The organism is Thermovibrio ruber (genome assembly GCF_055380895.1).
The window spans coordinates 1,432,107-1,451,944 of sequence record NZ_AP042397.1; the positions used below are offsets into that span (position 1 = coordinate 1,432,107).

The 19,838-nt window shown below is 44.6% G+C and carries 24 protein-coding genes; 20 read left to right on the forward strand and 4 right to left on the reverse strand.

Features of this window, described 5'->3' with window-relative positions; translation table 11 throughout:
• The first annotated feature begins 67 nt into the window (after nt 1-67).
• The 10 genes from ACZ424_RS07675 to ACZ424_RS07720 all read left to right on the forward strand — a co-directional run bounded on the left by ACZ424_RS07675 (nt 68) and on the right by ACZ424_RS07720 (nt 8,999).
• On the forward strand, nt 68-1,444 hold the full coding sequence (locus ACZ424_RS07675) for a multiheme c-type cytochrome (RefSeq protein WP_464904388.1): 1,377 nt from the start codon (nt 68-70) through the stop codon (nt 1,442-1,444).
• 68 nt (nt 1,445-1,512) lie between these two features.
• Nucleotides 1,513-2,418 carry a tetratricopeptide repeat protein gene (locus tag ACZ424_RS07680; protein WP_464904389.1) on the forward strand — a complete coding sequence of 302 codons (906 nt, stop codon included), beginning with the start codon at nt 1,513-1,515 and terminating at the stop codon, nt 2,416-2,418.
• Nucleotides 2,411-2,911, forward strand: coding sequence for a hypothetical protein (locus tag ACZ424_RS07685; protein ID WP_464904390.1), 501 nt, complete (start codon nt 2,411-2,413; stop codon nt 2,909-2,911). Before ACZ424_RS07680 ends, ACZ424_RS07685 begins: the two co-directional genes overlap by 8 nt.
• Nucleotides 2,912-2,987: 76 nt before the next feature.
• Nucleotides 2,988-3,554, forward strand: a complete 567-nt coding sequence (locus tag ACZ424_RS07690; RefSeq protein ID WP_464904391.1) for a cytochrome c3 family protein — start codon at nt 2,988-2,990, stop codon at nt 3,552-3,554.
• A 25-nt stretch (nt 3,555-3,579) separates the two neighbouring features.
• Nucleotides 3,580-3,996, forward strand: coding sequence for a hypothetical protein (locus ACZ424_RS07695; RefSeq protein WP_464904392.1), 417 nt, complete (start codon nt 3,580-3,582; stop codon nt 3,994-3,996).
• Nucleotides 3,997-4,011: 15 nt separating this feature from the next.
• Nucleotides 4,012-6,657, forward strand: a complete 2,646-nt coding sequence (locus tag ACZ424_RS07700; RefSeq protein ID WP_464904393.1) for a molybdopterin oxidoreductase family protein — start codon at nt 4,012-4,014, stop codon at nt 6,655-6,657.
• Between the two features lie 93 nt (nt 6,658-6,750).
• Nucleotides 6,751-7,122: a chaperone NapD gene (locus tag ACZ424_RS07705; protein WP_464904394.1), complete on the forward strand. Its 372-nt coding sequence runs from the start codon at nt 6,751-6,753 to the stop codon at nt 7,120-7,122.
• On the forward strand, nt 7,100-7,780 hold the full coding sequence (locus ACZ424_RS07710; protein ID WP_464904395.1) for a 4Fe-4S dicluster domain-containing protein: 681 nt from the start codon (nt 7,100-7,102) through the stop codon (nt 7,778-7,780). Before ACZ424_RS07705 ends, ACZ424_RS07710 begins: the two co-directional genes overlap by 23 nt.
• Before the next feature lie 12 nt (nt 7,781-7,792).
• Nucleotides 7,793-8,665, forward strand: a complete 873-nt coding sequence (locus ACZ424_RS07715; RefSeq protein WP_464904396.1) for a 4Fe-4S binding protein — start codon at nt 7,793-7,795, stop codon at nt 8,663-8,665.
• 79 nt (nt 8,666-8,744) lie between these two features.
• Nucleotides 8,745-8,999 (forward strand): hypothetical protein, encoded by a 255-nt coding sequence (locus ACZ424_RS07720; RefSeq protein WP_464904397.1) that lies wholly within the window; start codon nt 8,745-8,747, stop codon nt 8,997-8,999.
• Between the two features lie 5 nt (nt 9,000-9,004).
• On the opposite strand, the gene ACZ424_RS07725 is transcribed toward ACZ424_RS07720, so the two are convergent.
• On the reverse strand, nt 9,005-9,718 hold the full coding sequence (locus ACZ424_RS07725) for a type III pantothenate kinase (protein WP_464904398.1): 714 nt from the start codon (nt 9,716-9,718) through the stop codon (nt 9,005-9,007).
• The gene (gene argJ, locus ACZ424_RS07730) at nt 9,699-10,871 is read right to left on the reverse strand and encodes a bifunctional glutamate N-acetyltransferase/amino-acid acetyltransferase ArgJ (RefSeq protein ID WP_464904399.1); all 1,173 of its coding nucleotides are present in this window, start codon (nt 10,869-10,871) and stop codon (nt 9,699-9,701) included. Before argJ ends, ACZ424_RS07725 begins: the two co-directional genes overlap by 20 nt.
• 131 nt (nt 10,872-11,002) lie before the next feature.
• Here argJ and ACZ424_RS07735 point away from each other — a divergent pair, with 131 nt between their 5' ends.
• The 3 genes from ACZ424_RS07735 to ACZ424_RS07745 are packed head-to-tail and all read left to right on the forward strand — an operon-like array spanning nt 11,003 to nt 13,971.
• Nucleotides 11,003-12,091 (forward strand): tRNA (guanine-N1)-methyltransferase, encoded by a 1,089-nt coding sequence (locus ACZ424_RS07735; RefSeq protein ID WP_464904400.1) that lies wholly within the window; start codon nt 11,003-11,005, stop codon nt 12,089-12,091.
• Nucleotides 12,063-12,974 (forward strand): cysteine synthase A, encoded by a 912-nt coding sequence (gene cysK / locus ACZ424_RS07740; protein WP_464904401.1) that lies wholly within the window; start codon nt 12,063-12,065, stop codon nt 12,972-12,974. Before ACZ424_RS07735 ends, cysK begins: the two co-directional genes overlap by 29 nt.
• Nucleotides 12,975-12,981: 7 nt before the next feature.
• Nucleotides 12,982-13,971, forward strand: a complete 990-nt coding sequence (locus ACZ424_RS07745; RefSeq protein ID WP_464904402.1) for a hypothetical protein — start codon at nt 12,982-12,984, stop codon at nt 13,969-13,971.
• Here the strand turns inward: ACZ424_RS07745 and ACZ424_RS07750 are convergent.
• Together ACZ424_RS07750 and rpmE are read right to left on the reverse strand one after the other, a co-directional pair.
• Entirely contained in the window at nt 13,955-14,347 is a 393-nt protein-coding gene (locus tag ACZ424_RS07750; protein ID WP_464904403.1) for an FAD-dependent thymidylate synthase, read from the reverse strand. The two genes, ACZ424_RS07745 and ACZ424_RS07750, sit on opposite strands and share 17 nt — an antisense overlap.
• A 1-nt stretch (nt 14,348) precedes the next feature.
• On the reverse strand, nt 14,349-14,555 hold the full coding sequence (gene rpmE, locus ACZ424_RS07755; protein WP_464904404.1) for a 50S ribosomal protein L31: 207 nt from the start codon (nt 14,553-14,555) through the stop codon (nt 14,349-14,351).
• Between the two features lie 71 nt (nt 14,556-14,626).
• Here rpmE and ACZ424_RS07760 point away from each other — a divergent pair, with 71 nt between their 5' ends.
• The 7 genes from ACZ424_RS07760 (at nt 14,627) to ACZ424_RS07790 (ending at nt 19,829) form a co-directional block, all read left to right on the forward strand.
• Nucleotides 14,627-15,259, forward strand: a complete 633-nt coding sequence (locus tag ACZ424_RS07760) for a DedA family protein (protein WP_464904405.1) — start codon at nt 14,627-14,629, stop codon at nt 15,257-15,259.
• The gene (trpA, locus tag ACZ424_RS07765; protein ID WP_464904406.1) at nt 15,234-16,016 is read left to right on the forward strand and encodes a tryptophan synthase subunit alpha; all 783 of its coding nucleotides are present in this window, start codon (nt 15,234-15,236) and stop codon (nt 16,014-16,016) included. Before ACZ424_RS07760 ends, trpA begins: the two co-directional genes overlap by 26 nt.
• A 15-nt stretch (nt 16,017-16,031) precedes the next feature.
• Nucleotides 16,032-16,286, forward strand: coding sequence for a twin-arginine translocase TatA/TatE family subunit (gene tatA / locus ACZ424_RS07770; protein ID WP_464904407.1), 255 nt, complete (start codon nt 16,032-16,034; stop codon nt 16,284-16,286).
• Nucleotides 16,287-16,301: 15 nt separating this feature from the next.
• Nucleotides 16,302-17,057, forward strand: coding sequence for a twin-arginine translocase subunit TatC (gene tatC, locus ACZ424_RS07775; protein ID WP_464904408.1), 756 nt, complete (start codon nt 16,302-16,304; stop codon nt 17,055-17,057).
• Between the two features lie 24 nt (nt 17,058-17,081).
• Complete coding sequence (rho, locus tag ACZ424_RS07780) at nt 17,082-18,353, forward strand: transcription termination factor Rho (RefSeq protein ID WP_464904409.1); 1,272 nt, start codon at nt 17,082-17,084, stop codon at nt 18,351-18,353.
• Nucleotides 18,350-18,958: a D-sedoheptulose 7-phosphate isomerase gene (gmhA, locus tag ACZ424_RS07785; RefSeq protein ID WP_464904410.1), complete on the forward strand. Its 609-nt coding sequence runs from the start codon at nt 18,350-18,352 to the stop codon at nt 18,956-18,958. The genes rho and gmhA overlap by 4 nt, the downstream gene beginning before the upstream one ends.
• Before the next feature lie 73 nt (nt 18,959-19,031).
• Nucleotides 19,032-19,829 (forward strand): 2-amino-3,7-dideoxy-D-threo-hept-6-ulosonate synthase, encoded by a 798-nt coding sequence (locus tag ACZ424_RS07790; RefSeq protein WP_464904411.1) that lies wholly within the window; start codon nt 19,032-19,034, stop codon nt 19,827-19,829.
• The last annotated feature ends 9 nt before the right edge of the window (nt 19,830-19,838 follow it).

Genomic DNA, 19,838 nt, shown 5'->3' on the forward strand with positions numbered 1-19,838 from the left:
CATATAAAATATTAGTGACTAAAATCTTAAAATGAATGGAACACTAATCTTGCAAAAGGAGGGGAGCATGAAGGGGAAGCTCAGCAAGCTTCGCACAGGGCTGCTTGCTGTAACCTTTGCTGCAGCAGCAGTAATTGGTCTTAATACTACCGATTCTCAAGCAGCCCTGAGAAACATCTCTAAAGAGTCTCAGGCGTGTCTTGGATGTCACAAGGGAATGAACCCTGCTCTCGTTCAGCAGTGGTCGACGAGCAAGCACGCCGATGCAGGAGTTGGATGTTACGAGTGTCACACGGCCAACAAGGGCGACAAGGACGCATTCCAACACTTTGGGTTCACAATCTCCACTATCGTATCTCCCCTTGACTGTGGTAAGTGTCACCCAACAGAAGCAAAAGAGGTTACACAGTCCTACCACGCAGATGCAGCTCACTTCGTAGGTTCTCTTGACAATGTCCTTGGTAGGATCGTTGAGGGTGAGCCTCTCTTTAACCTCGGTTGTGCGCAGTGTCACGGTAGGGTTATTCCTGTTAAGAACGGAATGCCTGTTCTTGGTCCGTGGCCAAACGAAGGTGTTGGAAGGATTAACCCAGACGGTTCCAAGGGTAACTGTGCTGCTTGCCACTTCAGGCACAGCTTCAGCCTGAAGCAAGTTCGTGAGCCTGACACTTGCGGTAAGTGTCACCAAGGACCTGACCATCCGCAGATTGAGATCTGGGAACTTTCCAAGCACGGTATTACTTACAAAGCTCACCTCTCTGAAATTGAACAAACCCTTGACAGGGCTAAGTGGGTTCTCGGAGAAGACTACTATCAAGCTCCAAACTGTGTAACTTGCCACATGGGAGCTTCTGTAACTGGAGCTAAGGCTACACACGACGTTGGAGCAAGGCTCTCCTGGACACTCCGTCCACCAATCTCCAAGCACAAGCCTAACTGGCAGGCTAAGCGTGCTGAGATGAAGAAGGTTTGTGCTGCTTGCCACCAAAGGGCTTGGGTAGAAGGTTTTTACTACCAGTTTGATAATCTCGTAAACCTCTATAACAACAAGTTTGCTAAGCCTGCAGCTGAAGTTATGAAATTCCTCAAGAGCAGGCACCTCATTGATCCGACACCATTTAACGATAAGATTGAGTGGGATTACTTCCTCTTATGGCACCACGAAGGTCGTAGGGCACGTCACGGTGCTGCTATGATGGCTCCAGACTGGACACACTGGCACGGTCTCTTTGAAGTTGCTTACAACTTCTACTTTAAGATCCTTCCTGAAGCAGACAAGATCGTTGCTGAGAAGGGAAGTAGTAAGGATAAAAGAGACTGGTCTAAATTCAAGAAGAAGCTCTTCAACACTCCTGAGCACAAGTGGTTCAAGGGTATGCCAAAGTCTGAGCTCAGGAAGATTGCTGAGTTCTACGTTAAGCGCTATGGTGAATCTGCTCAGTAATATCTTGTGTTCAATAGTGGGGGAGTTTTATTTCCCCCATTCCTTCAATATCCCCCATGGAGGTTATCTTGAGAAAAGCATTAATTACTCTTTTAGTAGCTCTTCTTTCAGTTTCTCCTTCTATAAAAGCAAAAGAAGTAACTTTTGATCAGAACATAGAAAAGAAAATTACTTGTCCCTCAAGTTTTCTAAAAAATCCTCCTGTTTATTTTTACTGTATTTATAGGGAGTACCACAATCATAAGTATGATGCAGGAATAGAAAAAGCACAAAAAGCTTTAAAGGAAATAGAGCCTTTTTTAAAGAAAAACCCTAACGCTGTAATACCTAATGCTGTTCAAAAAGATGCAAAGTTAAGAGATCCTCGCGTAAAGTCCGTTGCATCAGACCTCCATCTTCTTTTGGGTATGCTTTACTTTAAGAAATCACTGAACTTAAAAGACGATTCGGTTAAAAAGGTTTATAAGGAATTTTATGAAAAGCTTGAAAAAAGAGGATTTGATTTTTTTCAAATAAGTGAGTTAATGAACCTCTATAGTAAGAAAAAACTATTTCCCGATGACTTTTCTGAAAAAGATAGGAAGAACTATGAAAGTCTCATTAAAAAAATGGGATTAGAGGAGAAAGACTTAGATAAACTAACTGCTGAAGCTCAAAAGGCTTCAGAGAAGTTGGATAAAGAAAGGTTGGCTTACCTGAGAAAAGCAGTGGAAGAGTTTCAAGAAGCAGTTAAAATTGATCCAAACAACGCTATAGCTTACTATCAGTTGGGGAACTTATACAGTGGCGTTCTAAGTGAAGGAGCTTCAAAGGATTCTTCTGCAGCTGAAGAGGCTTACTACAAGGCTGCTTTACTGTTAAAAAAGCAGGGAGATATTTCAGGTTATAGGGAAGTTGTAAAGAGATTAAAGTTACTCAATCCCAAATCAAAGTATTTAAAACTTCTGCAAGGAAAAAATAGAAAAGATGCGTAAAAGTATTCTTTCCCTGTTTTTAGTATCTACTCTTGCTTCATGTGGAACAGCTCAAAGGGAAATTTCGCTTAATTCTCCATTTCAACCTCAACCTTCCCCTCTAGAACAGAAAATTTCTGGAGGGGGTTCACAGGAGCTCCCACTTTCCTCCCCTACTGACCCGAAAAAGCTTGACCTCTGCACCCGCCACCTTCTCTTTGCCGACCAGTACATAACAGCCTCGGATTACTCTGAGGCTGTTGATGAGGTAAAAGAGGCTAAGAAGTACTGTAAACCTAACGATCCCCGACTTCTTTATATGGAAGCTGTTGTATCAGACATAGAAGAAAATAAGGAAAAAGCTTACAAACTTTACTATGAGGCAGCTAAAGGTTACATCAGTAAAAAGGACTTTGATAGCGCATTTAAGTGTTATTCAGAAATGGTTTCTATAAACCCAAACGGCAAGGAAGTGAAGGAACTTAAGTCTTACTTTGAAGATGACAACTATTGAAAGTTGAATAGAATTCAGGTAAAATTATATTGATTCATAAGAAATTCCTTATAAACTATGAGAGAAGGGGGTGGAAGTGACGGAGAAAACTAAAGCCTTCATAGTGGGAGGAATTGTAGGTATTGTAGTTGCTGGAGTGGGGGCTCTCATTTCTGCCCAGATGATTGAGAACACGGCGGAACCTGAGTTCTGCGGCTCCTGCCACGAGATGAAGCCAATGTTTGAGGCTTGGGAAACAGGCCCTCACGGTCCCCTTGGAAATAAGGGAGGGGCAATCAGGGCGGGATGTGCAGACTGCCACTTACCCCACACAAGCGTTTTGGCTTATTTAATCAACAAAACAAAGTTTGGAACGAACGATGCAATTGGGCACTACTTTAAAGGCGGGTATGCCGATGACCTTGAGCATTGGCTTGAAAAGAGAAAAGAAAGGGAACACTACGTTTTCGTTTCTAACTGTGAACGTTGCCACACTAACCTTCCCGACAACGTTATGCACGAAAAACTCAAGTCTGGAAGGATTAAGGGAGATTGCTTAACTTGCCACTGGTATGTCGGTCACGGATTTAACTTTGAGGAGAAGTTGAAAGAATTCTTCAGTAAAAAAGGAGTAGGATCAAATAGTAAAGAGGGGCACGAATAGAACTTTCTAATAGGGGAGGTGCAAAGTGAAGGTTAAAACACTATCACTGCTAGCCGGCCTAATGATGGCTGGAAGCGGGCTGGCAATGGCAGACCAGCACCCAGTTCCGCCAAACGTGATTGCAAATTTACCACCTCAACAGCAACAGTGCAGAGTGTGTCACCAGAAAGTAACACCTAAGGTTTACCAGCAATGGGCACACTCTAAGCACGCAATTAACCATGTTCGTTGCTTCCAGTGTCACGGAACTTTTGACGACTTCCACAAGGTTCCTCCAATTACAAAGTGTATGGCTTGTCACTACCAGGAAGTTGTTACTATGCAGCAGAAGAAACCAGGTGCTAAGTGCTGGGACTGCCACGAAGCTCACATCTTTGAGTTTCACGGTAACGGTGTAAAGAACATTAAAACTGCAAAAGACTTTAACCCACAACAGTATTAATTAAAGGAGGGTACGATGGGAATTAGAAGGAGGGATTTCCTCAAGAGGAGCGCTGCTCTAACGGCAGCATCTCTTGTTGGAATAAATCTTAGGATAAATCCAGACGGGGTTACCCTTGGAGAGTCTGCTTCTGCTGGTGAAAACTTAATGAGGATTCCCGAAGAGGTTAAGAAGTCTCCTGCTTATAAGGAAGAAGGGGGTTACACTTGGGTAAGAGGGGTTTGCCGTTTCTGTGGAACAGGTTGTAAAGTATGGCTCGGTTTTAAAAATGGGAAACCTGCAGTTATTAGGGGAGAGAAGGACTCTGCCATCAACTTTGGTTTCCTCTGCATGAAAGGAATGCTCTTCTACAAGATCTTTAGGCATCCGGACAGGCTTACTCAACCTCTTTACAGAAAGAGCAAGAAGGAGCCTTTCAAGCCGATCTCGTGGGAGAAGGCTTATGAAATTATTGCTGATGAAATGATTAAAGCTATTAAGAAGGGAGAGTGGACACCGTTTGGTTGGTCTGGAATTGCCTACTACGGTTCCGGTCAAGCTCTAACAGAGGAAACTTACCTGTTCCAGAAGCTCTTTAGGTGTATTGGGACAAACCACGTGGAAGGTAACCCAAGGCTCTGTATGGCATCTGCAGTTGGTGGTTACTTAACTTCCTATGGAACAGACGAGCCGGCAGGTGGATATGCCGATTTTGATAAGGCTCAAACTGTATTCATCATCGGTTCAAACACTGCTGAGTGTCACCCAATTCTCTACCGCCGTATTATGCATAACAAGCTTAAGAACCCGAATGGTTATATGGTTATAAACGTTGACCCAAGGGTTTCACCAACCTCTAAAATTGCAGACATCCACATGCAGTTTAAACCGGGAACAGACCTTGCTCTTTTGAATGCTATTGCTCATGTAATTGTTAACGAAGGACTTTACGATAAAGAGTTCGTAAACAAGTATTGTTCCTTCCACATTTATACGAAAGGAAAGGATAAAGTTCCCCTCATTGGTCATGAGGTTTCCTTTGAGGAGTATAAGAAGTTCTTAGAGAAATACACTCCTGAGTATGCAGCTCAGATCTGTGGTGGAAACATTACTCCAGATATGATTCGTCAGGTTGCAAGGCGTTTTGCTACAACGAGAACAGTTTCTATTTGGACGATGGGTCTAAACCAAAGGACTCGTGGAGTTTGGGTTAACAACCTCGTTACAAACCTCCACCTCTTAACAGGAAACGTCTGTAAAGACGGTGCAGACGCCCTTTCGCTTACAGGTCAGCCAAACGCTTGTGGTGGTGTTCGTGAAGGTGGTGGACTGTGTCACATTCTCCCAGGACACAGAGTTGTTAAGAATCCGAAGGACAGAGAAAGCCTTGAGAAGATTTGGGGAGTTCCTAAGGGAACTATCCCTCCAAAGCCCGGATACCACACAGTTAAGATGTTCTCTGCTATCTCCTACACCGAGCAGGACAGGAAGAGGTTCCCGGGCCTTAAGCCTATCCACTTCATTTGGATTGAGGAAACCTCTCCGCTTCAGTCCCTTCCAAACATGAGAAGGTTCAGGGAAGGGTTTGCAAGAGACGACGTATTCGTAGTTGTTAACGAGATATTCCCGACAAGGACAACGGAGTTTGCCAACCTTATCCTTCCAACACCGTTCCACTTTGAGAAAACTGGAGTTTACGGTTGTACAGAGCGTCGTTCACAGCTAACTCCTGTTGCAGTTAAGGCTCCAGGTATGACTAAGCCGGAACTCCAGATCATCGTTGAGTTTGCACAAGTTCTTTCTAAGAAGCTTAAGAAGGAACGTGATCCTAAACTCCGTGCAAGGGCTCATACCGTTTATCAGTGTGTAGCTCCGTTCATTGAGGCTGCTAAGAAGGATCCTTGGTGGGAGCTCGCTAAGGCTGTTTGGACAGAATACGCTCAGCACGTAACTAAGGGTAGAGACTCTACGCTTGCAGGTGCTACGTACGAAGTTCTACTTGAAAGGCCAGACGGTGTTCAGTGGCCTGCTCCAACGGTTGAGATTGCAAGGAAGGGCGGAATACTTAGAAGGTTTGTTGTAGGAAAAGACCCACTTGCTACTGAGTTTGTTAAGAAGCACCATCTTGAAGGTTGGAAAGTTGTTGACTACGGTCACCTACACAAGGATCACAAGTTCTGGATCTGGCTCAGGCCTTACAAGGGTCCTGCCGAGCCACCAGATGCTGAGTATCCGTTTGTTCTCTCAACAGGTAGGGTTATTGACATGTGGCACACCGGCTCAATGACCGGTCGTATTCCAGAGCTTGCTTCCGACTACCCGTACGCTTGGGTTGAGATCAACCCGAAAGACGCTCAGCGTCTTGGAATCAATCCAGGTGACCTTGTCCTTGTAGAAACACGCCGCGGTAAAAACATTCTCCCTGCAAGAATTTCTACAGACGAAGGTCCGATGGAGGGAATGGTCTTCGTCTACTGGTACGACCAGGATAAGAGCAGGATGATCAACTTCTGTACTCTTGATGCCTTTGACCCAGGCTCCAAGCAGCCTGAGTTTAAGATCTGTGCTTGCCGCATCAAGAAGTACGCTCCTGCTCAACCTCTCAAGCAGTACCTTGTTAAGCTCGTTAAGGTTAAAGGTGGTTACCTCCACAACGCTGAGCTTGATCCGAACCAGAAGTAATCATTTAGGGAGGGGTTTTAAGGCCCCTCCCTTATTATTTTCTACACTACATTTAACTTCCCGAATATAATGAAAGCTTAAGAGAGGTGTTTTATGCCGATAGTCAGCTGCGTTGTTACGGCCCTTCCTGAGAGGGGAAAAGAGGTTGAGAAGGAACTCCTCTCAATTCCAGGTGTTGAGGTTTACGGCGGGGGGCTAAAAGAGGAGGAAAACGCCTACCACATAATCGTTGTTCTTGATGCAGAACGTTACTCTGAGCTTGAGCAGATTGAAAGACAAATTAAAGCTATAGATGGTGTTTTGCAGATGGCAGTTGTCGAGGCTCACTTTTTGGATGAGTTTGAAAAGATTGGAAAAGGGGAAATCTATCCTATCAATCCGTTTAGAGGTTTAAGAAAAGCTGAAAAAGAGGCAGAAAAAGCCTGGCTTGGAGAAGATGAAAATGGGGAAAAAGAGAGCCACTGAAAGTAGAAGAAACTTTATAAAGGTTACCCTTGGGGCTTTTCTATCTGGAGCTCTCTCCTCCTCCTGTGACCTTTCAAAACTGAAAAACCCGAAAACGATGGTGAAATCCCCAATTGGTCCTAACATCCTTCGCCCTCCGGGAGCAGTTCCAGAGGACCACTTTGCTCAGAAGTGTATTAGGTGTGGAAGGTGTGGAGAAGTCTGCCCTTACCACTGTATAAAGTATTTTGACGTTAAAGAAGGTGGAGTGTTTTCAGGTACTCCCTACATAAACGTTATGGAAAAGCCCTGCTACCTCTGTATGAAGTGTGTTTACGTCTGCCCTACTGGTTCTTTAGTTCCTTGTGCTAAAGAAGACGTTAGAATGGGAGTTGCAGTAATAAATAGGCAGATCTGCGTTACCTGGCAGCAGGATAAAACGGGGCTTATGTGTAAGACCTGCTTCTCGGTCTGTCCCTTTTCTGGAGTTGCGATAAAGATTGACCACGACTTTAGACCTTACATAGTTGAAGAGTATTGCACCGGTTGCGGTATCTGTGCTTACTCTTGTATTGCAGATACCTGGTATGAAAATAAAGGTAAAAAAGCCATAACAATAATGCCGATTAAGTGGAAGAAAATTAAAGAAATTAAGCTTGAGGACATCAAGAAATCCTAAAGAGGTGGTAAGTTGGCAGGTAAAGGTTTGAAAAAAAGTTTCTGGAAAAGAATAACTTTCTGGCGTTACCTTTTCTTAACTGCCTGCTTCATTACGGTTGTTGGGAACCCTTTTACAAACTATTACTGGGATATTAACTTCATTCAAGGTTGGTTTCAGTCCCTTGGAGTTGGAAACCTCTGGGTAGTTTCTCCTCTTGAAGGAATAGAATCAATTCTAACTGCTAAAGCCTTCTACATGCCCTCTTTGGTCGGAATGGTAGTCCCTGTAACACTTGCTTTTCTCATGGGAAGGGTTTTCTGTAGTTGGATGTGCCCTATTGAGTTTCTTTCCCTCCTTACCGACAAAATTTTGGGTCTTATTCCTAAATGGGGAACGAAACTGGAGTACAGGCCAGACCTGATAAAGCTTCCAAAAAGGCTTCTCTGGTTTACCCTCGTTACAGAGCTCCTCTTAACGATGATTATCGGCTACCCTCTTTTCGTTTGGTGGTCTCCTCCGGGGTTAGTAGGTAGGGAGACGATGTTCTACGTTTTCTACAAACATATAACAGTTGAGATTTTAATTGTTGTTTTGGTTCTCCTTATGAACCTTCCTACAAGAAGGATGTTCTGCCGTTACTTCTGCCCACTTGGGGCTACTCTCGCCTTAATTGCCAAAAAGAGACAGCTTGTTATTCACTATGATGCCAGCAGATGTGTTGGCTGTAAGGTGTGTGATACAAGGTGTCCTATGGGAATTAAACCGAGCGTCGGTGAAAGCCAATCTATCTACTGCTGGAACTGTGCTGAGTGCGTTAATGCCTGTCCTACAAATGCTCTTAACTTCGTCTGGAGAGATAAAGGGGTTCTTAGAGTTTCTCCTCTGAAGGAGAAGCAAATATGATTAAAATTTTCTAATTGTTGCCAACAGCTCTAAATCAAAATAGTTTGATATCAATGAAACTTTACTAAGGAGGTAGAGAATGAGGAGAGTTTTCGGAGCTCTCGCAGTTGTAACTCTCATGGTAGCTTCCGCTTCAGCCGGAGTTTGGCAGACCCAGTGTGCTGGATGTCACAACGGTTCATTAGCCCCTTCTAAAGAACAGTTAAAGGCTAAGTTTAAAAACTCTAAAGCTTTAGTTGAAGCTGCTAAGAAGTCAACAAACCCGATGATGGCTGCTGTTAAAAACAACGACGCTGCACTTAAAGCTGCTGCTAAGGAGATCTTCGGTAAATAGGTTCTTTAAGGGGGGAGCTCCCCCTTTTTAGCCTTCCACAGTTTAAGAAGTCCCTCAAAAGTTAGTGTTCTGATGAATCTTCCTTCGGTTAATTTAGAGATTAACTCTCCGAATCCTCCGGTTATAAGGAGAGGCAACTTAAACCGGTTCTTTACCCTCTCCACTGCTCCAACTGTTGAGACGGTAATTCCCGAAACTATACAGTCAACCGTTGAACTCCCAACTTTTTCTGAGAGTTCGGTTAGATTGACATTCGGAAGTAGAGCTCCCTTTACAGAGAGGCACTCTGCCATCGTTTGGATACCCGGAAGTATGTATCCCCCAATAAACTCTCTATCTACTACTACGTCAATAACCGTTGCAGTTCCGCAGCTTACAACTATAAAGCTCTCTGAGTAATTAAGACCGCCGCAGATGTTTGCTATCCTATCTTCTCCCGGTTTTTCCCTGTAAGAGTGTTTAAAGGGAAGTTTTTTAACTTCCGAGACGAAGAGAGCTCCTGGGAAGATATCCTTAATCTTTCCTGAGACTTTCGGAACGACGGAGGCTACGGCTAAATCGCTAAAGTTATATTTTGTTAAGAGTTCCTCAGCCCTTTTCTCAAACTCTTCCGTTTTCACTGAGAAAACCGGTTCTATCTTTCTGCCACTGTAGAGAGCTCCCTTTACTCTCGTGTTCCCAGCATCAACTAGTAAGAGTTTAGGTTCTGTACTCTGCATTTATCCTCACGTAGTCGTAGGTTAGATCGCAGGTTAGGTATTCAAAAGAGCTCTCTCCCTGATTTAGAACGACTCTTATGAAGATTTCCTCGCTCTCCTTCATGTAGTTAGCCACTTCATCTTCTCTGTAGTCCACTCTTTTACCTTTAAAGAGAAGGTAGTTTCCGATGTATATCTCCATTTTCTCCTCTTCAACTCCGACCATTGCCGCTCCAGCTGCGGCTGCGATCCTTCCCCAGTTGGGATCGCAGCCGAAAATGGCTGTCTTTACAAGCGGAGATAGAGCGATTTTCCTTGAAACTGCTATTGCCTGCTCCTTACTCATTGCCTTCTCTACAACAATTCTTGCTACCTTTGTCGCTCCTTCTCCGTCTTTAACTATTTGGTATGCAAGCTCTTTTAGAACTTCCGTTAGAACGCCCTTAAACTCCCAGTAGTTCTCTTCGGTTATCTCAACAGAGCTCTTACCGGTAGAGAGCAGAAATACGCAGTCGTTGGTGCTCATATCTCCGTCAACGGTTATTGCGTTAAAGGAAACCTCTACCGCCTCTTTTAGAGCTCTCTCTAGGAGCTCCTTTGGAACCTTTGCATCTGTTGCAACGAAAGAGAGCATCGTAGCCATTGCTGGATCTATCATTCCTGCTCCCTTCGCTATTCCCCCAACTACAAATCCTTCTCCCTCTCTGAAGGAGAGCTTTGGGAAAGTGTCCGTCGTCATTATCGCTTTTGCAGGCTCTTCTCCTTTAGCACTTCCAAGGTTCTTAACTGCCTCTGCTATCCCCTTTCTTACCTTTTCCATAGGCATAGGCTCTCCTATAACTCCCGTTGAGGCCACTAAGAACTTTCCCTTTCCGGTGAGCTGGGAGGTTAGCTTTGCCATCTCTAAAGCGTCGGCTATACCCCTTTCTCCTGTGCAGGCGTTTGCATTTCCACTGTTTGCAACTATTCCTGAGACTTTCCCTTTAACCTCCATGCTTACCTTTATTGGAGCAGCTTTAACGTCGTTTCTTGTAAAGACTGCAGCAAACTCGCAGGGCTCTTCGGTTACTACAACTAAGAGGTCTGGCCTGTTTATCCTCTTCTCTGTTCTCTTTATACCTGCAAAAGCAGTTCCACACTTTACTCCTGGAACTTCAGCTATTCCTTTATTCAATTTTTCCTCCTTCAAATCTTTACTCTGTTTTACAAACTTCTCTTTGTAGTCTAAAAGGGAATCTTTGGGTAGTATACTCTCTAAGGAAAACTCCTGCTAAGGCTTAGCAAATTCTATCAAATCGGAGAGTTATGAAGTTTAAGAGCCCCAAGTGTTTCGTTGCAGAGAAGTTAAAGTGTGAAGGAATAGAAAGGCCGAAACTCCTCTTTAACCCGGGAAGGGGAGACTTCTTTAACAGGATTTCCTACAAGCTGGTAAAAGGGGAGTACGGCGTTTTTCCCTCTTCAGCCTTTGATGAGCCGATAAAACCGGGGAAGGTTCTAACTGAGTGTTGCGGGGTGGAGCTCCTTGCCTTTAACGGTGAGGTTGAGGCCGATGGGGCAGTCGTTAGAAGACCGGGCTCTGTTGACTTTTCAGGTATTGAGCTGAAATATCCCGACTTTGCCGTTGACCTTTCTCTTTTTAGAGAGCTCCTTCCGCCAGAAAGGAAATCGCTTATGGTTCAGCTTGAGATAGCTTACGGAGTTGTTAAGGACTTCTTTACTCCCGAAAACTTCTTTGTTTTTAGCGCCACTTCAGAAGCCAAAAAGTTCATTGAGGATTTCTTCTCTCCAAGGGTTCCATTTCTCGTAAGGGAGGACATCTCGGTTTATTCTCAGGTAATAGTTTTAGACCCAAACGGTGAAGAGGAGTTTGACCACGAGGAAGTTGATGAGAACACTCTAATCGTGGTTGGCGGGATTGTTGACTCCTCTCAACGGTTAAAAGGCTCAACCAGGGAAATCCTAACTGAGTTTAAGCACAGGAAAATTACCTACAGGGGAATCGTTTCCGTTGTTCCAGACAGGATAAACGAGATAATAAAGATAGTTGCAGACTACTTAACCTCTTCAGACGACCTCTACACAGCAGTTAAAAGGAACTTAACGAGGGATTCAAAACTCAGGTTTTTGAGGGAGTTCCTTGAGGAGAACATCATCAGGTTTCTGTATAGGGACGAAATTTTAAGGGGACTTCCTGAGAGGAAATACCTTTGGCTGAAGGAGGAGTTTGGCTTAACGGAATTTTTCTTTAGGAAGGCGGCAAAACACGTTAGCGGCTTCTTTGTTTTCAAGGAGAGTCTCTTTGGTAAAGTTATAGGGGAGGCTGAGAAGAGGAAAAAGAGGGTATTAATCTTAAAGGAGCTTTCAGATGAAGATGTTGTTGCGAAGTATCCTTAGCTCAATTGGAAACACTCCCCTCTTAAGAGTTGAGATTGAAGGAGTGGAGCTCTTTTTAAAGCTTGAGATGTTTAACCCTGGAGGTTCTATAAAGGACAGGGTTGCCTTTGCAATTATTGAGGAGGGAGAGAGAAGCGGAGAGCTCACTCCCGAAAAGACGGTAGTTGAGGCAACCAGCGGAAATACAGGTATTGGCCTTGCACTTGTTTGTGCAGCAAAGGGTTACAGGTGCCTGATAGCCATGCCTGAGAACATGAGTGATGAGAGGAAGAGGATTTTGAGGGCTTACGGGACGGAGCTCCTCTTAACTCCAGCATCAGAGGGCGTGAAGGGGGCGGTTGAGAAGGTTAGAGAGCTAGTTGAGAGCGAGCCCGATAGGTTCTTCCCTGCAAGGCAGTTTGAGAACCCTGTAAACCCTAAAGTCCACTACGAGACCACTTCAAGGGAGATACTTGAGGAGATGGGAACTCTCCCGAACCTCTTCGTTGCAGGCATCGGGACGGGAGGAACGTTTACTGGGATTTCAAAGAGGTTTAAGGAGGAGAATCCCAGGTGTCTCTGCGTAGCCGTTGAGCCTGAGGGGTGTGCCGTCCTTTTGGGGGAGAGTGGCTGTTCCCACAAGATTCAAGGAATAGGGGCAGGGTTTGTTCCGAAGGTTTTAGACACTTCACTGATAGACAGGGTTGAGAAAGTTAACTACGAGGAAGCAAAGCATTACTCAAGACTCTTAGCAAGAGATTTTGGTGTTCTCTGCGGAATCTCTTCCGGTGCAAACGTCGCTGTAGCATTAAGGGTTGCCAAGGAAACGGGTATTAAAGAAAGAGTTGTAACAGTCCTTCCCGATACTGGAGAGCGCTACCTTTCAACAGACCTTTTTAAGTAGGTGGATTGTGGAAATAAGGAGGGTAGAGGGAATAATCCCCATAGAGGGGATTCACAGAGACCTTCCCCTTAAGCTTGAGAACTTTTCCTACTACGAGATGAAAAAGCTCCTCTCCCAGATAGCCGGAGGAGAGCAAAAAGGAAAGGCCACTACAGAGTTTGAGACCCTCTTAAGGGCTGTTTTCTTAGGGTACGAGGGGAAAAGAAGAGGAAGGTTTAAGCTCGGGAACTCTGAGTTTACCGCAAGGCTTGAAGTTGACAGGGAATTTACTCCGGGAGAGGAGGTTCTCTTAAGGTTAAAGGGGGTTGGAGAGAGTATAGAGCTCTCAATTGTCCATCCGGTAGGGAAGAAGCTCTCTGAGGTTTTAAAGGGGGAACTCTCTACTCTACTTGCAAAGGTCTTAAAGTTTCCAAGTAAAGATGTTTTAAGTGCTCTCCTTCCAATAGTTGAGAGAGAGTATCCGGAGCTCTTGCCGGGGTTTAAGCTCTTTTTATCGTCTGAAAGGGTTTACTCTCCATACCTTCTCCTGTCACTTCTCCTGCTGACAAAGCCTGAAGTTCGTTCAGAACTTGAGAATAGAGGAGTTAAACTGCCTTCTGCTGAGGAGTTAAAGACTCTCATTAACCAACTAATTGGGCTTTACTCCCTTTACTCACTGCTCGGAGTTCTTGAGGTTCCCGTTTACATAGACGATGGCTTCAAGGGAAAAGTTTTCTACAAGGCCGAGAAGGAAGGCGTTTCTACCGCTTTCGTTGAGGTTGAAACTGGACTCGGGGAGTTTAGAGCTCTCTTTAAGCTTCTTGGGAAGAACGTTTCTGTTGAGTACTGGGCAAGTGAAGAGATTCTAAAGAGGTTAGACGAGGCAGAACTGAAGGAGAGGCTTAAAGCAGTTGGTTTAAATCCGCTTCTCGTAGGAAGGGTTAAAAAAGAGGATATAGAGAATTTTAAAAGGGAACTTTTAAAGGGAGAGGGAATCTCGGTTAACCTTTCGGTTTGACGAAATCTGGAATAAAGGGTTCTATCGCCTTTGTAAACTTAAGGTGGGGCATCTCTGAAAGGAGCTCTGCCGCAGTCCTCAGGTTCAATGAAACTATGAACGAATTTTCTCTTTCACTTACCCTTATAAAGGGTTTTTCCATTAGGATTTTAAAGAGTTCCTCTTTAAAGGACTTGTCTACCCTAAAGGTAAAGACAGCGTGTTCAACTACTGAGAGGTGCCCCATTCTGACAACCCTCTCAATGAGGGCCCTGTCATCTTCTTCTGAGTAGCGGGAGAGGAGCTCCTCAACTGGCAGACCGGAGTAGCAAACCCTGGCCGCCGTTGCAATCACTTTAAGGTAGTCTTTTGTTGTTGAGAGGAGCTCCACTGCCATCTTAGTACTTACCTTGGTACTTAGCCATGAACTTCTCTACCCTACCCCTTACAACTTTTTGCTTCTGGGTTCCTGTAAAGAACGGATGGCAGGCGTTGCAGACCTCTACTCTTATCTCGGGGAACTTGGTTGACCTTGTTACCCAGGTGTTTCCACAGGCACAAATTACCCTCGTTTCCCTGTATTCCGGGTGAATTCCCTTTTTCATTACCTTAACCTCCTGATATAATTGACCGTTGTGCGATTGAGAAGTTTAATTTAGAGGTCTTAAGGTGTCAAGTGGAGCTCTCTAACCTCTACCACTTTGTAACCTCAAGTGTTCACTTTATTGAGGAGCATCCAAACTTTACCTGTTTTGTTCTCTTTGCCTGGTCTTTCCTTGAAACTGCTTTCCTTTTGGGTTTAATCCTTCCGGCAGAGAAGGTTTTAATACTCTCCTCTGTTTTAGTAGCCAAGGGAATTGTATCTCCTTTCTCTTTTGTTATCTGCGTTTCCTTGGGGACTTTTTTAGGCTATCAGCTTTCATACTTTATGGGCTACTACTTTGGAGAGCACTACTTGGCTAAGGTTCTATCAAGGTTTGGAGTTTCGGAGGAAGACTTTTTGAAGGTTAAGAGGTTTGTTGAGGAGAAGGGGGACTTCTCCCTCGTTTTCGGAAGGTTCCTTCCCGTTGTAAGGCCGACCCTACCGGTTGTAATAGGTGCCTTTGAGCCTAATTACTTAAAGTTTACGCTCTACAACGGCATTGGGGCTCTCCTCTGGGCTGTTTCCTACCTTTTTTTGGGTAACTTGATAGAGAAGGCTATTTCAATTATTATTAGCCATAAGTTGGCCTCCTTGCTTTTAATCTTTGGAACTCTCCTATGCTACTACCTATGGAGAAGGTATGGAAAGGATAAGAAGAACCTTTGAGGAACTTGAAAAGAGGGGAGAGAAACCCCTGATAGTCTACGCCACTGCCTGCGACCCTAACTGTGAGAAGTCTTTAGACGTCTTTAAACTGATCCTTGAATACGCCGACATGGTTGAAGTCGGAATGCCCTTCTCTGACCCTTTGGCCGACGGTCCTACGATTCAGAAAGCCCACGAGAGAGCTCTTTTTTCAGGAGCAAATACCTATAAAGTTTTAGAGCTCGTTTCAAAGCTGAGACAGTTTACGGACAAACCTGTTATTTTGATGGGATACTACAACCCGATTTTTGTATATGGGGAGGAGAAGTTTATAAGGGACGCAAAGTCTGCAGGGGCAGATGGCTTCATTGTTCCAGACCTTCCCCCAGAAGAGGGAATGGACTTTTCAAGAAAGGTTAAGTCTTTAAAGCTCTCTCCCGTCTTCCTTGCAGCTCCCACCAGCACAGACGAGAGGCTCAAGCTGATAGGAGAGGCTACGGGGGAATTTATCTACTACGTCTCCGTTACAGGAATTACCGGGGAGAGGGAAAAGCTTGCCTACAGCGAGATAGAGAAGGATATTGAAAGGGTAAAAAGGGTAACAGGTAAGAGGACTGTTGTTGGTTTCGGAATATCTAAACCGGAACACATAAGGCGGATGTATAATAGTCCAGATGGGTTTGTTGTAGGAAGTGCTCTCGTAAAGAGGATTGAGTCTTGGAACCTCTCAGAGTTAAAAGAACTCCTTTCAAGTCTCAAAGAGGCTACCAAATCCTAAATTTTCGGAGGAAAGATGTTTGGTCTCGGAACTCAAGAGCTTATAATTATTTTAGTAATTGCTCTCCTCATATTCGGCCCCAAGAAACTTCCAGAGCTTGCCCGCTCTACCGGTAAGGCCATAAACGAGTTTAGGAAGGCCTCTGCCGGAATAATTGACGAGGAAGAGGAGAAGAAGGAGTCAAAAGAGGAAAAGAAAACGGAGAACGTAGCAAAGTCTGAGGTCAAAAAGGAAGAGGAGAAGGTAGAGAAAATAAAAGTTAAGGAATAGGAAAAAGAGTAAACAATGCCGGAAAAGAATTATCAGACCCCTGAAGAGGAGTTCCCCGTTACCGAACATATAGAGGAGCTCCGACAGAGGCTCTTTAAGTCGTTTATTGCCATAATTGTTGGTTTCTTGATTGCTTGGCCTTTTAAGAAGAAAATACTTCTATTCTTAGAAAGGCCACTTCCCCCCAACCTTCAGGGTAAACTCATATTCCTCTCTCCTCCCGAAGCTTTCTTCACTGCCCTTAAAATCTCGTTCTTTGCCGGAATACTTATAGCCCTTCCATACGTTCTGTATCAGGTTTGGAAGTTCATAGAGCCGGGGCTCTACGAGCACGAAAAGAAGTTTATTCTCCCGTTTATGTTCTTTTCTATTCTTTTCTTCTTTTCAGGGGCTTCTTTTGCTTACTTTGTTATCCTTCCTTTTGGTTTAAGATTCCTGTTAGGTTTTATGGGGGATTTACTTACACCGCAGATAACGATCGGTAGTTACGTTTCCTTTGTTATTCAAATGATACTTGCCTTTGGTTTCGTCTTTTTACTCCCCGTCGTTGTTTGGTTGCTTTCAAAACTCGGAATAATAAATTACAGGATGTTAGAGAGGAACAGAAAGTTTGCCGTTCTTGTTATATTTATAGTAGCAGCACTTCTTACGCCTCCTGATGCCTTTTCCCAGGTAATGATGGCGCTTCCCCTTTTAGCTCTTTACGAGCTTAGTATTTGGGTTTCAAAGGTTGCAGGAAGAGGAAGGGAAGGAGAGGAGATTTCATATTAACAAATTACTTGGAGGGAGCCGTTCATGGCTGAAAATGTAGCTGAGGGTCTTTCTTTAGAACAACTTCAAAAAATGAGCATTTTTGACCTGAGGAAGATTGCCAAATCTTTAGGACTTGAGGTGAAATCTGTAAAGAAGCAGGAGCTGATAAAGAAGATTTTAGAGAAGGACGCAGAGAGAAGGGGATCCAACTTTAGGGTTGGCGTTCTTGAGGTTCTTCCCGACGGATTTGGGTTCTTACGTTCTCCGGAGAACAACTATCTGCCGAGTTCTAACGACATTTACGTTTCTCCCTCTCAGATAAGGAAATTTGGCTTAAGAACTGGAGATACAATAGCTGGGGAGGTAAGGCCACCTAAAGAGGGGGAAAAGTACTACGCTCTCTTGAAGGTTCACGCGATAAACTGGGAACCTCCTGAGGTTGCAAAGAGTAGGCCCCAGTTTGACCAGTTAACCCCCCTCCATCCTATGGAGAGGTTCAGGCTTGAGCACGATCCGTCAGAGCTATCTACTCGCGTTGTTGACCTCATCACTCCTGTTGGAAAGGGACAGAGGGGTCTTATCGTTGCTCCTCCAAGGGCTGGTAAAACAGTTCTTCTCCAGAAAATTGCAAACGCGATAAAAACAAACTATCCAGATACCTATCTAATTATCCTCTTGATAGATGAAAGGCCGGAAGAAGTTACAGACATGAAGAGGAACACACTGGCCGACGAGGTTATCTCCTCAACCTTTGACGAGCCGCCAGAGAGGCACGCCCAGGTTGCAGAGATAGTTATTGAGAAGGCGAAGAGGCTCGTTGAGCACAAAAAAGACGTTGTTATCCTCTTAGACTCTCTAACGAGGCTTGCAAGGGCCTACAACACCCTTACTCCTCCAAGCGGAAAGATCCTCTCTGGAGGAATTGACGCCCACGCCTTCCACAAGCCTAAGAGGTTCTTTGGAGCTGCAAGGAACATAGAAGAGGGTGGAAGTCTTACAATACTTGCGACTGCCCTCGTTGAGACTGGAAGCCGTATGGATGACGTTATTTTTGAGGAGTTTAAGGGGACCGGTAACATGGAGATTGTTTTGGATAGGTCCTTAGTTGAGAGGAGGATCTTCCCTGCTATAAACATCCACAAGTCTGGAACGAGAAAGGAGGAACTACTCCTTCCAGAGTGGGAGCTCAACAGGATCTGGATACTGAGGAGGCTTCTAACTTCAATGTCTCCTGTTGAGGCTATGGAGTTTCTCTTGGAGAAGCTCAGGAAGTATAAGACAAACGAAGACTTCCTTAAGGCGATGAACGCATGAGGGAGCTTATCTACTACAGCTTCTTAGAGAGTGCAGATCTAAAGAGGGAATTTATAGAGGAGAACAGTGAAAGGATATTTACCGTCTTCAAGGAGATTGCAGAGAGAGTTAAAGAGGGGAACAAGATACTCCTCTGTGGAAACGGGGGTTCTGCAGCCGACTGTCAGCACATAGCTGCTGAACTTGTAGGCAGGTTTGGTATGGAGAGGAGAGCTCTCCCTGCAATTGCCCTTACTACCGATACCTCAATCCTAACTGCCGTTGCAAACGACTACTCTTTTGATAGAATCTTTGAGAGGCAGGTTGAGGCACTCGGGAGAGAAGGAGACGTTCTGATAGGGATAAGCACCAGCGGGAACTCAGAAAACGTTGTAAGGGCAGTTGAGAAGGCAAAGGAAATGGGAGTTTTAACAGTAGGTTTCTTAGGTAGGGACGGGGGTAAGTTAGCAGGGTTAGTTGACCATCCTTTAATCGTTAAGAGCTTTTCAACGCCAAGGATTCAGGAAGTTCACATAACTTTAGGTCACGTTCTCTGTGATTTTATAGAAAAGTTCCTCTTCTCCTACGAAGGTTACTTCCCTCCCTTTGGGGAGGGAAGGGCGTAGTCCACTTAAAAATATCGTAAAATCCCACACGAATATTTCTTAAATCCTGAAAATATTTTCGGAGGTTTCCGTTATGAAAATAGGAAAAGCTATTAGGATGGAGAGGATTATTAACAGGGAGACTGGAAACACCGTTATTATTCCGATGGATCACGGCGTTTCAATGGGACCTATTCCCGGTATCATAAACATTAGGAAATCTATTGATAAAGTTGCAAACGGCGGAGCAAACGCTGTAATCATCCATAAAGGGCTTGTTAGACACGGCCACAGGAAAAGGGGAAAGGACGTCGGCCTTATAGTTCACCTATCTGCGAGCACTAATCTCTCTCCCAAACCAAACTCTAAGGTTCTTGTCTGCACTGTTGAAGAGGCGATTAAGCTCGGAGCAGATGGAGTTTCTATTCACGTTAACCTTGGAGACATGAACGAAGATAAGATGCTTGAGGACTTTGGAAAGGTTTCAGAGAAGTGCCTTGAGTGGGGAATGCCTTTAATTGCGATGATGTACGCAAGGGGAGAGCACATAGAGAATCCCTTTGACCCTGAAGTCGTTGCCCACTGTGCAAGGGTCGCTGCAGAGCTCGGAGCGGACATCGTTAAGGTTGCTTACACCGGAGACCCTGAAACGTTTAGGAAGGTTACGGAAGGCTGCCCCATTCCTGTTGTGATAGCCGGCGGTCCGAAGATGAGTAACGACGTAGAGATTCTTGAAATGGTTGAAGGGGCTATGAAGGCTGGAGCTAAGGGGGTTTCAATAGGTAGGAACGCGTTCCAGCACGATAACCCTGAGAAGATTGTAAGGGCAATTGCTGCAATAGTTCACGAAGGAAAAACTGCCAAAGAGGCAGCTAAGCTACTTGAAGGGTAGGGGGAGTTC

Bases quoted from the DNA above. Each gene is read 5' to 3' on its own strand.
- ACZ424_RS07705 (WP_464904394.1), top strand. From the start codon at position 6,751: ATGCCGATAGTCAGCTGCGTTGTTACGGCCCTTCCTGAGAGGGGAAAA.
- ACZ424_RS07750 (WP_464904403.1), bottom strand. From the start codon at position 14,347: ATGGCAGTGGAGCTCCTCTCAACAACAAAAGACTACCTTAAAGTGATT.
- ACZ424_RS07725 (WP_464904398.1), bottom strand. From the start codon at position 9,718: ATGCAGAGTACAGAACCTAAACTCTTACTAGTTGATGCTGGGAACACG.
- ACZ424_RS07675 (WP_464904388.1), top strand. From the start codon at position 68: ATGAAGGGGAAGCTCAGCAAGCTTCGCACAGGGCTGCTTGCTGTAACC.
- ACZ424_RS07735 (WP_464904400.1), top strand. From the start codon at position 11,003: ATGAAGTTTAAGAGCCCCAAGTGTTTCGTTGCAGAGAAGTTAAAGTGT.
- cysK (WP_464904401.1), top strand. From the start codon at position 12,063: ATGAAGATGTTGTTGCGAAGTATCCTTAGCTCAATTGGAAACACTCCC.
- ACZ424_RS07720 (WP_464904397.1), top strand. From the start codon at position 8,745: ATGAGGAGAGTTTTCGGAGCTCTCGCAGTTGTAACTCTCATGGTAGCT.
- rpmE (WP_464904404.1), bottom strand. From the start codon at position 14,555: ATGAAAAAGGGAATTCACCCGGAATACAGGGAAACGAGGGTAATTTGT.
- ACZ424_RS07685 (WP_464904390.1), top strand. From the start codon at position 2,411: ATGCGTAAAAGTATTCTTTCCCTGTTTTTAGTATCTACTCTTGCTTCA.
- rho (WP_464904409.1), top strand. From the start codon at position 17,082: ATGGCTGAAAATGTAGCTGAGGGTCTTTCTTTAGAACAACTTCAAAAA.
- ACZ424_RS07790 (WP_464904411.1), top strand. From the start codon at position 19,032: ATGAAAATAGGAAAAGCTATTAGGATGGAGAGGATTATTAACAGGGAG.
- trpA (WP_464904406.1), top strand. From the start codon at position 15,234: ATGGAAAGGATAAGAAGAACCTTTGAGGAACTTGAAAAGAGGGGAGAG.
- gmhA (WP_464904410.1), top strand. From the start codon at position 18,350: ATGAGGGAGCTTATCTACTACAGCTTCTTAGAGAGTGCAGATCTAAAG.
- ACZ424_RS07700 (WP_464904393.1), top strand. From the start codon at position 4,012: ATGGGAATTAGAAGGAGGGATTTCCTCAAGAGGAGCGCTGCTCTAACG.
- tatC (WP_464904408.1), top strand. From the start codon at position 16,302: ATGCCGGAAAAGAATTATCAGACCCCTGAAGAGGAGTTCCCCGTTACC.
- ACZ424_RS07710 (WP_464904395.1), top strand. From the start codon at position 7,100: ATGGGGAAAAAGAGAGCCACTGAAAGTAGAAGAAACTTTATAAAGGTT.
- tatA (WP_464904407.1), top strand. From the start codon at position 16,032: ATGTTTGGTCTCGGAACTCAAGAGCTTATAATTATTTTAGTAATTGCT.